The 12,948-nt window shown below is 34.2% G+C and carries 12 protein-coding genes; 3 read left to right on the forward strand and 9 right to left on the reverse strand.

Annotated features, from left to right (window positions below; all coding sequences use genetic code 11):
• Positions 1 to 21 precede the first annotated feature (21 nt).
• Both VKY47_RS12280 and VKY47_RS12285 read right to left on the reverse strand, forming a co-directional pair.
• A complete protein-coding gene (locus VKY47_RS12280) occupies positions 22 to 1,839 on the reverse strand; it encodes an endonuclease (RefSeq protein WP_324313107.1) in 1,818 nt (605 codons plus the stop codon).
• Between the two features lie 7 nt (positions 1,840 to 1,846).
• Complete coding sequence (locus VKY47_RS12285; RefSeq protein ID WP_324313108.1) at positions 1,847 to 3,061, reverse strand: RsmB/NOP family class I SAM-dependent RNA methyltransferase; 1,215 nt, start codon at positions 3,059 to 3,061, stop codon at positions 1,847 to 1,849.
• A gap of 161 nt (positions 3,062 to 3,222) precedes the next feature.
• On the opposite strand from VKY47_RS12285, the gene VKY47_RS12290 reads away from it, so the two are divergent.
• Complete coding sequence (locus VKY47_RS12290; protein WP_324313109.1) at positions 3,223 to 4,263, forward strand: WD40/YVTN/BNR-like repeat-containing protein; 1,041 nt, start codon at positions 3,223 to 3,225, stop codon at positions 4,261 to 4,263.
• Positions 4,264 to 4,296: 33 nt separating this feature from the next.
• On the opposite strand, the gene VKY47_RS12295 is transcribed toward VKY47_RS12290, so the two are convergent.
• The 7 genes from VKY47_RS12295 to VKY47_RS12325 all read right to left on the reverse strand — a co-directional run bounded on the left by VKY47_RS12295 (position 4,297) and on the right by VKY47_RS12325 (position 11,281).
• Positions 4,297 to 4,737: a sensor of ECF-type sigma factor gene (locus VKY47_RS12295; RefSeq protein ID WP_324313110.1), complete on the reverse strand. Its 441-nt coding sequence runs from the start codon at positions 4,735 to 4,737 to the stop codon at positions 4,297 to 4,299.
• A gap of 11 nt (positions 4,738 to 4,748) precedes the next feature.
• The gene (locus tag VKY47_RS12300) at positions 4,749 to 5,246 is read right to left on the reverse strand and encodes a hypothetical protein (protein ID WP_324313111.1); all 498 of its coding nucleotides are present in this window, start codon (positions 5,244 to 5,246) and stop codon (positions 4,749 to 4,751) included.
• 33 nt (positions 5,247 to 5,279) lie between these two features.
• Positions 5,280 to 5,822 (reverse strand): RNA polymerase sigma factor, encoded by a 543-nt coding sequence (locus tag VKY47_RS12305; protein ID WP_324313112.1) that lies wholly within the window; start codon positions 5,820 to 5,822, stop codon positions 5,280 to 5,282.
• A gap of 282 nt (positions 5,823 to 6,104) precedes the next feature.
• Complete coding sequence (locus VKY47_RS12310) at positions 6,105 to 7,952, reverse strand: ABC transporter ATP-binding protein (RefSeq protein WP_324313113.1); 1,848 nt, start codon at positions 7,950 to 7,952, stop codon at positions 6,105 to 6,107.
• Positions 7,952 to 9,682 carry a phospho-sugar mutase gene (locus VKY47_RS12315; RefSeq protein WP_324313114.1) on the reverse strand — a complete coding sequence of 577 codons (1,731 nt, stop codon included), beginning with the start codon at positions 9,680 to 9,682 and terminating at the stop codon, positions 7,952 to 7,954. The genes VKY47_RS12310 and VKY47_RS12315 overlap by 1 nt, the downstream gene beginning before the upstream one ends.
• Before the next feature lie 77 nt (positions 9,683 to 9,759).
• Entirely contained in the window at positions 9,760 to 10,707 is a 948-nt protein-coding gene (locus VKY47_RS12320) for a glycosyltransferase family 2 protein (RefSeq protein WP_324313115.1), read from the reverse strand.
• A gap of 43 nt (positions 10,708 to 10,750) precedes the next feature.
• Positions 10,751 to 11,281: a DUF4199 domain-containing protein gene (locus VKY47_RS12325; protein WP_324313116.1), complete on the reverse strand. Its 531-nt coding sequence runs from the start codon at positions 11,279 to 11,281 to the stop codon at positions 10,751 to 10,753.
• A 175-nt stretch (positions 11,282 to 11,456) separates the two neighbouring features.
• On the opposite strand from VKY47_RS12325, the gene VKY47_RS12330 reads away from it, so the two are divergent.
• On the forward strand, positions 11,457 to 11,708 hold the full coding sequence (locus VKY47_RS12330) for a type B 50S ribosomal protein L31 (RefSeq protein WP_324313117.1): 252 nt from the start codon (positions 11,457 to 11,459) through the stop codon (positions 11,706 to 11,708).
• 140 nt (positions 11,709 to 11,848) lie between these two features.
• On the forward strand, positions 11,849 to 12,948 hold a 1,100-nt coding region (locus VKY47_RS12335), incomplete at its 3' end, for a GlmU family protein (RefSeq protein WP_324313118.1).

Here is a 12,948-nt window from a genome sequence, read left to right on the forward strand (position 1 = left end):
TCGTTAAAGTCGCTTTCTTATTTATTGTTTTATTAATTTCTTGGTTATGCTTGTATTGCCCTGAGTCAACTTCATGATATAAATACCAGACTTTAAATTGTCAAGCTGAATACTTTGGGATTGCTGTAGTGTTCTTGTGAAAACTTTTTTACCTAGAATATCAAATATGTCAACTTGAGTTTCTTTCGAATCCTTAAATTGAATATGTAAAACATTATCAACTGGATTTGGATGAATGGACAAACCATTTAAAGTGAAATCTTCGACGCCAATAGTAGAGCAATTCCATGATAAATTGTCAATTGCAACACGGTCACCATTAACTCCAGATATAACAACCGTTATATTTCCTTCAACATTAATTCCTGAAATTGTTGTTGTTATAGGATTCGTATCGTAAGGAATTGAACCTTTTAAAACACCATTAACAAATAAGTCTAAATTACCATTTGAACCGCCATATTTTCTTTGAGTTGTAACTGTAAGTTCATTAATACCTCCGTTTACAGTTGGGGAAGTTAATGAACCTCCATTATTATTTCTAACATCAATAGTTATAGCTTTACCTACAATAGTTTCATCAGTTCTTGCTTTAGTTGCAGTCCATGCTCCACCATCGTCGCCAGTCCAAGATCTGTCTGCATAGGAACCTGAGTTTGCAGGGATGTTTTCAAAAGTTTCGACTAAACAATCTGTACCAGTACCATTATTGGTAGTAGTTTCGCAAGCTTGATTACTAAAATCTGATTGGTTTCCAGCAGCATCTTTCGCTTTAATAGTAAAACAATATTCTGTAGAAGCATTTAAGCCGGTTGCAGTAAAACTTGTGTTATTTGTGTTAAAGGTATTGGTACCATCTACATAAACATCATAGGAAGTTACAGCAATATTATCTGTAGAAGCTGTCCAATTTAAATATACAGAATTGTCTGTTGGATTGGAAGCAGTTAAATTTGTTGGAGCTGTCGGCGCTTCAGTATCTGGATTCGGGTTCCAGATCATGTTTGCATATTCTGGATGATCTACAAATGGATTTGCATTTCCTTGAAAGTTGTATGCAGCTTTATTTCTTTCTCTTTCTCTTTGATCTACAGGATCTACATTATAATGCCAATCTAGAAGTACATCTATTGCCCAAGGGTAAAATACTTGATTATTAGTACCATTAAACATATCGAAACTAGTGTATCCATTAATCGTGTTTTCGTAACGTGTTGCAAAATACAGGACTGCTCTTGCTATATCCCCTTTAAACTCGTCTATAGGTTCAAATACAGTTCCAGAATATCCAGGCATAGAACTACTTCCAACTTTAGATCCGTTTAGCGATGTTCGAGTGGCAGTACCTACATTTCCAAAGGCAAAATTACTTCTATAATTATTTACGCGACAATCTGTTGGAATTACGTGGTGAATATCACTTTGCATAGGGTAACCACTGTTGAAAGAAGATTGTGGGATTAAATGCTCTCTATTATAGCAATCTCCTTCAGAGTTTTGATTTCCTCCATTATCCACATTATGTGTAAAGTTATATGGGTCTGGACCTGTTGGGTTTTCAGAATAAAAATCTAAGACAGTTCCATCGTTTTCGTAATTAGTTCCTCCAGTTACATTAACATCAGAATGCGTATCTACGTAACCTTGAGAATTAGAAATTCCTGCACCATCGTATAACTGGTTGTACGTGCGAGATATATGGCCATTGGCTATAATATCTCTTAATTGAGTTTTTAAGGTAAACCCAGTTCCTGTAGCAGAGTTATAATAACCTGCAGGAATTTGAGCCGAAACACTTAATGAAAATACAAGTGCTAAAATAAGGTAGATTTGTTTCATGTTTTTTTTAATTTTTCTTTTCTAATAAGGCCATATAAAATCCGTCGTAACCCGATTTATGGGCTAAAACGCTTTTGTCTTTTACAAAGGTAAAATCTTTTCCCATTTCAGATGTTAAAAACAGATCTACTTGTTTTTTGTTTTCTGAAGGTAAAATAGAACAAGTGGCATAAACTAGTTGTCCGCCAGCTTTAACCATTCTAGAATACTGTTGAAGAATCTCTTGTTGGGTTTTTTTGATAGTCTCGATAAACTCTGGTTGCAATTTCCATTTCGCATCTGGATTTCTTCGTAAAACACCTAATCCCGAACATGGTGCATCTATTAGAACGCGATCTGCTTTATCGTAAAGTTTTTTAATCACTTTAGAAGAATCTATATGTCTTGGCTCTATATTGTGGGCGCCATTACGTTTAGCTCTACGTTTTAATTCTTTTAATTTATGATCGTAAATGTCCAAAGCAATAATTTGGCCTTTGTTTTCCATAAGTGAAGCTAAGTGTAAGGCTTTTCCACCTGCACCAGCACAAGCATCTACAACGCGCATCCCCGGTTCTACGTTTAAAAATTCTGCAACCAATTGTGAAGACGCATCCTGAACTTCAAAATGTCCGTTTTGGAAAGCTTCTGTCGTAAATACATTGGCACGTTCCTTTAATTTTAGGGCATTGGGATAGTCTTTAATAAATTCGGTTTCGATGTCTAAATCAAATAATTCCGATTGTAATTTTTCTTTGGTTGTTTTAAGCGTGTTTACTCTTAAAATAACATCTGCTTGTTCGTTAAGTGCAGCTATTTCTTTGGTCCAAACTTCTTTTCCAAGTTCTTTTTCACCTAATTCGTCTAACCAATCTGGAATGGATTCTTTGAATTTTCTTATTTTGGAAAGTTCGTCAAAACGGCCTTTTATTTTTCTTGTTGGTGTGTTTTCAAAATAGCTCCAATCCGGTAATTTAATACCTCGTAAAGTAGCCCAAACGGCAAAAATGCGCCAAATATCATCGCGATTAAATGGCTCTTTTACCTCTGCAATTTCTGCGTACAAACGTTTCCATCGTACTATGTCGTAGGTGGTTTCAGCAACAAAAGCACGATCTCTTGCACCCCAACGTTTATCTCGTTTTAATAATTGTTGGATAACTTTGTCGGCATAAAAGTCTTCGTTAAAGATTTGTAACAAACCATCGACTGTTGCAAAACATAAATTCCTATGTAATCTCATTTCTTGTTTTATAAGCTTGCAAAGTTACGTTAAATGAGATGAATACACGAATGTTTTTTTATAAGTTGGTTGTTTCCAATATCACTTTAGCTTCCAAGTGATAAATGTTGTTTAGTTGCGCCTAATAAACTACTTTTATTTCCTTAATTAAATATCTAGATATGATACGAGTTATTGGGTTTATTGCTGTTCTGTTAATTGTTTCTTGTGAAGAAAAAGGAACATTTATTCCAAGAGATTTCAATAAGGTTGAAATTGAAACTATTTTTGAAGACTCGCTGTTAAGTATTCGGGCCATTGAGATATTAGATGATAAAAGTCTTGCTTTTGCTGCTAATAATGGAGCCTTTGGATTGTACGATCCCAATAAAAAAAGCTGGCAAATTTCTAAACAAGAATACGATTCTTTAGCACTTCAATTTAGAGCGGTGGCCCATACCAATACCGATTTTTTTATGTTGAGTGTAGAAAATCCGGCTTTACTTTTTAAAACTGGAGATCATGGGATCATGGATTTGGTATATTTAGAAGACCATCCAAAAGCCTTTTACGATGCCATGACCTTTTGGAATAATCAAGAAGGCATAGCTATAGGAGACTCCACGAATGGTTGTTTAAGTATTATAATTACGAGGGATGGAGGAAATACATGGAATAAATTACCTTGTTCTGTTTTTCCAGCTCCTTTAGAAACTGAAGGTGCCTTTGCTGCAAGTAACACCAATATTGCTGTTGTGGGAGACAACACTTGGGTTGCAACAACTGCAGGAAGAGTTTATTTTTCTAATGACAAAGGGTTGTCTTGGGAAGTAGTGCAAACTCCAATTGTTAATGCAAAAGAAACAGAAGGTATCTATTCCATAGCTTTTTATGATGCCATGAACGGTTTTGCCATTGGTGGCGATTATACCAATCCTGATGATAATTCTGCTAATAAAATGAGAACTAGTGATGGTGGAAAAACATGGGAACTTGTAGCAGAAGGGCAAGAACCTGGTTATAGAAGTTGTGTACAATATATTCCAAACAGGGCAGGGAAGGAGCTTGTAACCATTGGATTTAAGGGTGTTGACTACAGTCAGGACGGTGGCTTGTCGTGGAAAAATTTAAGTAAAGAAGGGTTTTATACCTTAAGATTTTTAAACGATAGCGTGGCTTATGCTGCGGGACAAGGAAGAATTAGTAGATTAATTTTTAAATAAAAAAAGAAGCCAAATGGCTTCTTTTTATTAAGATTATTTTCCCTTATTATCAGGATGATGTCTTTTTCTATATTCCTCGAACATTTTTTTATTAAAGTCGTATTCTGCTTGTTTTAACAGCACGATTTTTTTTGACGATATAACTTTCTTTAAATCAATAATTAGATTGTTGTAAATGTCTTTTCTCTGGTTGTTTAACGTTATCATTTCAGCAAGCATGGCGTTCGCTTCAGCTTCCGTTAATTTAGAATAATCTTCATTGCTTCTGTCTTTGTGGGCTTCGTCTTTTAATGCAGATCTTTTTTCTTCAAAAGCATTGTAAACAGGCCAAAATTTTTCAGCTTCAGCTTTTGTTAATTCTAATTGTTCGGTAATATAAGCTGTTTTAAGAGCCTTAATTTTATCATTTCTATCTTGTCCAAAAGTGTTTAAGCTTATGGAGATAAAAAGAATTAAAATGCTAATATGTTTCATATTGTAAAGGGTTATTCAGAAATAAAATCTTCTAAATCTGATGTGTTGTATAAGTAGCTTTCTAGAGATGCATCGCTAATGGACTCTCCCAAAATAAAAGATGAGATATCGATATCTTGAATAATTTCAGCTTCCAAATCGGTGGCCTCAAACTCCTGATTGGTTACATAATTCTCGAGTGTGTCGTGATCAATAGAACTAAAAGAAAAATCTTTAGTAAATAAATTAAGGTTAAATAGTAACACAATAGCTGCAGCCACACCCGAAAGTGCAAGAATGTTACGTTTTGAAACTAAGGAAATAACTTTTGTTTCAGGTTTAATTAGGATTTGACTAAAAATCTTATCTTCAAGAGATTCGAAATAGTTTTCCGGAGTTTTAAAAGCCGCTTTGTCTATTTTTTCTTCTAGATATATATGCGACATAATTTCCTCTTCTAAATTAAAAAAGTAATTCTCTGGAGTTTTAAATCCGGAATCTTCCATATTATGTAGCTTATTTTTTTTCATCGTACTTCTTAGACTGTTTTTTGTTATAAAGGTTTAATTGCTAGTCAAATAGTCTTCTATTTTTTTTGTAGCAATGTGGTAGGAAGCCTTTAGAGCGCCTTCACTCGTGTCTAATATCTTGGACATATCTTTGTATTTTATGTCCTGAAAATATTTCATATTAAAAACCAAGCGTTGTTTTTCCGGTAAAGTAGCAATGGCTTCTTGTAATTTAAGTTGAATTTCGTTTCCTTCAAAATAAATATCTGCTTTTAAATTATCTATGGCCAATTGGTGTGCTTCTTCGTCTGAAATCTGAAATTCGTTAGCTCTTTTCTTTATAAAGGTTAAGGCTTCATTAGTTGCGATTCTGTACATCCATGAATACAATTTGCTATCTCCTTTAAATTTTTGGATGTTTTTATAAATTTTTATGAAGGTGTTTTGAAGGACGTCATCTGTATCGTCATGCGATTTTACAATATGACGAATATGCCAATACAAGCGCTCTTTATAAAGAGAGATCAATTCTTTAAAAGCTGCGTTTTTATCCAGATTGGATTGAAGCTGCTCTATGAGTTTAGATTCGTCTATCACCTGATAATTTTATAGTTAGACCACTTATGGTACTAAAAGTTTAATTAAAAAAAACATTAAAATGTTAAAACTTTGTAAACCAATTCATTAATTCTTAAAACGTCGACGAAACGCATCTTTAATACGTTGAATTGCAAAAGATATTTGTTTAACATAATTTTTTGTTTTATGTTTACATCAACCAACCTACTTATTATGTTAGGTTTCCCCAAATCTAACATGACCAAAAAAGGACAATAATTAATTATTGTCCTTTTTTATTTCACTTTCTAATACCGCTTCTTATTCAAAACTCTGCATATCTACTAGTTTTTTGTAGATACCATTTTTTTCAATGAGTTCGTTGTGCTTGCCTTGTTCAGCAATTTCACCTTTTTGCATCACCACAATGGTATCTGCATTTTGAATGGTTGAAAGTCTATGTGCTATAACAATTGAGGTTCTATTTTTCATCATGTTTTCCAAAGCAACTTGAACCAAACGTTCACTTTCGGTATCTAAGGCGGAAGTGGCTTCGTCCAAAATCATAATTGGTGGATTTTTCAAAACAGCTCTTGCAATGCTTAATCGCTGTTTTTGTCCTCCGGAAAGTTTGTTTCCAGAATCTCCAATGTTGGTTTCAATGCCCTTTGGAAGGTCTTTTACAAATTCCCAGGCATTAGCAATCTTTAGAGCTTGAATAACTTCTTCATCAGTGGCGTCTTCTTTTCCAAGTAGAATGTTGTTTTTAACGGTGTCGTTAAACAAAATGGAATCTTGTGTAACCAAGCCCATTAAGCCTCGAAGCGAATGGATGTCCATGTCTTTTATATCGATGCCATCTATTTTTATACTGCCTTCGTTCACGTCGTAAAAACGAGTCAATAGGTTGGCAATCGTACTTTTTCCTGAACCAGATTGCCCAACAAGAGCAACAGTTTTACCTTTAGGAACGTCGATCGAGAAGTTTTTCAATACGTTTTCGTCTTCATATCTAAAATTGATGTTTTTTAGTGAAACCCGATCAGTGAAATCATTTTTTATAATAGCATTTTCTTTGGTGTCAACGGTATTTTCTTGTTCCAGTACTTCAAAAACACGTTCGGCAGCAGCCAACCCATTTTTAACGGAGTAGGACGCTTTCGAAATGGCTTTTGCTGGAGTAAGAATGTTATAGGCCAGTCCCATATAAGCTAAAAAAGCTGCTCCAATTAGCACAGGTTCGCCATTTGGTAATTTGTCCACTAATACCATTTGACCTCCATACCAAAGTAAGGTGGCAATGGTAACAATTCCTAGAAACTCGCTCAAGGGCGAGGCTAAAATGTTTTTGTTGCCAATGCTGTTAGCCAAATTTAAAATTCTAGTAACCGATCCTTTTAATTTGTTGGTGAAAATAGATTCGCTATTGTAACTTTTTATCACTTTTAAACCTCCAAGAGTTTCTTCAACTAAAGAAATGAAATATCCCGACTCCCTTTGGGCTTCTGCTGATTGGGATTTTAATGATTTTCCGATTTTAGAAATGATAAACCCGGAAACAGGAATAAAGATGAACACAAACAAAGTCAGTTTCACGCTTATCTTGAACATGAAAAAGATAGTAAAAATAATTGTTAAAGGCTCTCTAACTATCAGTTCTAAAATGGCGAAAAAGGAATGTTGTACTTCCCCAATATCTCCTAGAATCCTTGCCATGATATCTCCTTTTCTTTTTTCGGAATAAAAAGCAACAGGCAAAGAGATGATTTTTTTATACATGCTAAGACGTAAATCCTTTAGCACGCCGTTTTTTAAGATCATTAAGTTATAAGACGCTAAATATCCAAACAGATTTTTAAACAGGAAGGTTGAAATAACCAATCCAATAACCAATAAGAGTGCATATTTAGGGCCTTCGGTACTTGTTAATTCTGAAATATAATAGTAAAGTAAATCTTTTCCGTAAGAGGCAATTTCAAAAAAACTTGTATAAACGGGTTTTGTTGCTACAGTTTCTGTTTCTTCAAACAATACCTGCATCATTGGAATTAACGCAATAAACGACAGCGAACTAAATAAAGCATAAAGAATATTAAAAATAATATTCCATACAATATTACTTTTGTAGGGCTTTGTAAATGGGATTATTTTCTTTAAATTTTGATCCATTATATAAGTTTCATGTCGTTTACAATGGCATCGATTTTCGCTTCCAATTGTTTTTCTGTTTCAATAAAGTCTGAAACAGATTTCAAGTTTGTATTTACACTAATATAAAACTTGATTTTTGGTTCGGTTCCACTTGGACGTAATGCTATTTGACTGCCATCTTCGGTGTAATAAATCAACACGTTGGATTTTGGAATGGAAATGGTGCTTTCAGCGCCAGACATCGGATTTAAAGCTTTAGAGCTTTGATAATCTTCTATTTTTATTACGTTGGAATTATTTATAACCGAAAGTGGTTTTTTTCTGAAATCAACCATCATTTGTTTGATTTCTTGAGCGCCTTCAATACCTTTCTTGGTTATTGAAATTAAGCGTTCTTTATAAAAACCATGATCTACATACATTTGAATTAATTCGTTATAAAACGAAGAGCCTTTAGCTTTTGCTTGGGCAGCTATCTCGCAAGCGAGCAGTGTAGCTGTTACAGCGTCTTTGTCTCTTACAAAATCGCCAACCATAAATCCGAAACTTTCTTCGCCACCACCAATAAAATCTAGTTCTGGGAAGTCTTTTATCATTTTAGCAATCCATTTAAAACCGGTTAGGCCAATTTTACATTCTACTCCGTAAGCATCTGCCAAAACAGGCATCATAGGAGTGGAAACTATGGTAGAGCCAATAAATTCCTTACCTTTAATTTTTCCTTGTTTTTCCCATTGTTTCAATAAGAAATCCGTCATCATTAACATGGCTTGATTTCCGTTGAGCAATGTCATATTTCCATTAAAATCCCGAACAGCTACACCAATCCTGTCGCTATCTGGATCGGTGCCAATAACAATGTCTCCTTGGACATTATCAGCTAGTTCCAAAGCCATTTTTAGTGCTTCAGGCTCTTCAGGATTAGGAGATTTTACCGTTGGGAAATCGCCATTTGGTTCGGCTTGTTCTTTAACTATATGGAGATTGTTGTATCCAGCTTGTTTTAAAGTTTCAGGAATAATGGTAATAGACGTTCCATGTAAAGAGGTGAAAACAACGCTTAAGTTGTCTTTAGCTTGTTGAGGCGTATTAAAACTTCCGTTTTTAACAGATGCTTTAATAAATACATCGTCTACGTCTTTTCCTATATATTGGATTAAGGATTCGTTGGCTTCAAATTTAATCTCAGAATAATTCAGATTATTAATCACGTTTATAATTTCGGCATCTTGGGGTGGAACCAATTGGCCTCCATCTTGCCAATATACTTTGTAACCGTTGTATTCAGGAGGATTATGCGAAGCTGTAAGCACAATGCCACAGTGGCAACCTAAATATTTTAATGCAAAGGATAATTCGGGGGTTGGGCGTAATTCTTCAAACAAAAACACTTGAATGTTATTTGCCGAAAACACGTTTGCAACCAGCTTTGCTAAAGATTGACTGTTGTGTCTGCAATCGAAAGCAATGGCTACTTTTATGGGTTTATTTGGAAAAGATTGGTGCAAGTAATTACTTAAACCTTGTGTGTTTTTTCCAAGCGTGTATTTGTTAATCCTGTTGGTTCCAATGCCCATAACACCTCGCATACCACCAGTTCCAAACTCTAAGTTTTTATAAAAACTCTCTTTAAGTTCTGTTGGATTATTGGCAATTAGGTTTTTTATATGGTCTTGTGTGTCTTTATCGAAAGATGGCGTTAACCACGCATTCACTCTTTCTAATAATTCAGGTTCTATCTGTGTCATGTTCAAAAAAAATGTGATGCAAAAATAAGGATTTCAAAAAAGATAACAGGAAATAACGATTTAAATTATCTTAAGGCTTAGATATTAAGCTCGTCTTTAATTAAATAGCGTTTTTTATCTTGTTTGGTTCTAAGGATAATTTCACCTAAAAATCCAGCTACGAAAAACTGAGTCCCAATAATCATGGTTACTAATGCTATGTAAAACTGTGGACGGTCTGTAATCAATCTGCCGTATGGTTGTAAAAATAGTTTATTAATACCTAGGTAAATAGCAAAACCAAGTCCAATAGCAAACATTAAAACCCCTAAGGCACCAAAAAGATGCATGGGACTTCGGCCAAAACGCGACAGAAACCAAATGGTAATCAAGTCTAGGAAACCATGAATAAATCTATCCATTCCAAATTTAGTCTCCCCATATTTTCTGGCTTGATGTTGCACCACTTTTTCTCCAATATTGCTAAAGCCAGCATTTTTTGCCAATACAGGAATGTATCTGTGCATTTCGCCATTAACATCAATGTTTTTAACCACATCTTTATGGTAAGATTTTAAACCACAATTAAAGTCGTGAAGCTTAACACCAGAGGTTTTGCGGGCTGCATAATTAAATAATTTTGAAGGAAGGTTTTTTGAAATAACAGAATCGTAACGTTTCTTTTTCCAACCAGACACCATGTCGTAGTTTTCAGAAACAATCATGTTGTAAAGTTCAGGAATTTCTTCAGGATTATCTTGAAGATCGGCATCCATAGTTATTATAACATCTCCTTGGGCTTTTTCGAAACCAGCATGTAAAGCTTGCGATTTACCAAAATTCCTTAAAAACCGAAGGCCTTTTACGTTAGAATCTTTTTGAGATAATTGTTTTATTGTTTTCCAGGAGTTGTCTGTACTGCCATCGTCAATAAAAATAATTTCATAAGAAAAATTATTGGCTTGCATAACTTTTGCAATCCAATCATGTAATTCTGTTAATGATTCTTGTTCGTTAAGTAGTGGTATGACTACTGATATATTCATATATATGGTTTCAAGATTTTAGGCTCAAAAGTAAAGATTTTATTTAAGCTTGAGGATCTTCTTTTTTTACTACTAAGGCTACAATAAGTCCAACAACGCTAAAGCCAATCAATTGGAAAGCGATGGATTGTACGACCTTAGATAAGGCAAACATATTTTCTTCCTTTTCAATTTGCTCCACTACGTCAGCAATAGCATCTTCAGGAGCGCCAAAACCTCGCATCATTGCAACTTGTGAATCAAGTATTTTTTCTTGTAAAAGTTTAGCTGCATCCGGATCTATAACATTAAAAATAACATAACTCACTACAGAACTTATTACAATTCCTATGGCAATGGCAATAAAATAAGCTGAAAAAGCGCCTTTAAAGTTTATAATTCCTCCTAATAACTTTTTAGAGGTCATAGCAGAAATTACACCAAAAATAATTACCAAGACCATAAGTGCTACACCATACCACCATTTAGTAAATAAGTCTAAATTTACTGAGTAAGCAAAAACGGTTAGTAAGGAGAGCATACCACCTAGATATAGACCATAGTTAATAGCATTTGATTTAATTGAAGTTTCCATATGAGTTAAAAATTTATTAATTTTACAGTTAGTTAGTAAACAAATATAGTAAAACGTTACAGCTAAAATTTCAAAAAATAATTATTCTTGAAAATTAAAATTAAAAGTATTGCCTATTAGTAAAAAAGTCTTAAATTTGCACCTCGAAAATAGAATACAATTAAAGCAATTAGCGATGAAAAAAGGTATACATCCAGAAAATTATAGATTAGTAGCGTTTAAAGATATGTCGAATGAAGATGTGTTTTTAACTAAATCGACTGCTAACACAAATGAAACTCTAGAAGTTGATGGCGTTGAATATCCATTAATAAAAATGGAGATTTCTAGAACGTCTCATCCATTTTACACTGGAAAATCTAAGTTAATAGATACTGCAGGACGTATCGATAAATTTAAAACTAAATACGCTAAGTTTAATAAGTAAACTTAGTCTCAGCATATTTATTTAAGCCTTAAGATTTATCTATAAGGCTTTTTTTGTTTTCTTTATTTACGTTACTTTTGAAGTGATTCGTTCCAGTTATTGGTTGGAAACAACCCGAAACCTTAAAATTTAAATGTCTCATGAACTATATTCTTTTTGATGGCCCTTCCCGCAATAATTTGTTGCCATTTACTTTTACACGTCCCGTAGCAGATATTAGAATTGGTATTTTGACCATTCGGGAAAAATGGGAAGCTTATTTGGATTATACAACCACTACGGTTACCGAAGATTATTTATCGGATAAGTATCCCATGGTGGAAATGGATGAAAATATCATGATAAATGCGTCGTTTTTACCAAATCAAACTTTGGTTGAAATGGTCCAAAATCTAGAGGCTAATCAAGCTATATTTTATCATGAGGATGTTATTGCTTTTTACACAAAAGATACACAAGAAGAGATTGATTTGGATAGCTATGATTCTATTGAATATAATGACGACATTATTAAAATTGAACATACCTGGGATATTTTCTCTAAAAACGGTGAAGCCATTCAAGAGGATTTTGATTTATTGACAAACAACAGAAAATCACAACCAATTCCATCTTCAGTTAACACAATTAAGCCAGAGTTGATTTTTATTGAAGAAGGAGCTAAAGTTGAGTTTACGACCCTAAATGCCACCAATGGGCCAATTTATATTGGTAAAGATGCCGAAGTTATGGAAGGCAGCCTCATTCGAGGACCTTTTGCTTTATGCGAACAGGGAACCATTAAAATGGGAGCTAAGATTTATGGTCCAACTACGGTAGGTCCGTTTAGTAAGGTTGGGGGAGAGGTAACTAATTCGGTTATTTTTGGTTATTCAAATAAAGGTCATGATGGCTTTTTGGGGAATTCCGTTATAGGCGAATGGTGTAATTTGGGAGCAGATACCAATAACTCAAACTTAAAAAACAATTATGCCGAAGTACGACTTTGGGATTATGAAACCGAAAGTTTTGCTAGAACCGGATTGCAGTTTTGCGGTTTAATGATGGGAGACCATAGCAAATGTGGCATCAATACCATGTTTAATACGGGAACCGTTATAGGCGTAAATGCCAATATTTTTGGAAGTGGTTTTCCAAGAAATTTTGTGCCAAGTTTTTCTTGGGGAGGAAGCTCTGGGTTTACAACCTATCTAACAAAAAAAGCGTTTGAAGTTGCCCAAGTAGTTATGTCTAGAAGGGG

The organism is Xanthomarina sp. (genome assembly GCF_035306705.1).
Taxonomy (GTDB): domain Bacteria; phylum Bacteroidota; class Bacteroidia; order Flavobacteriales; family Flavobacteriaceae; genus Xanthomarina.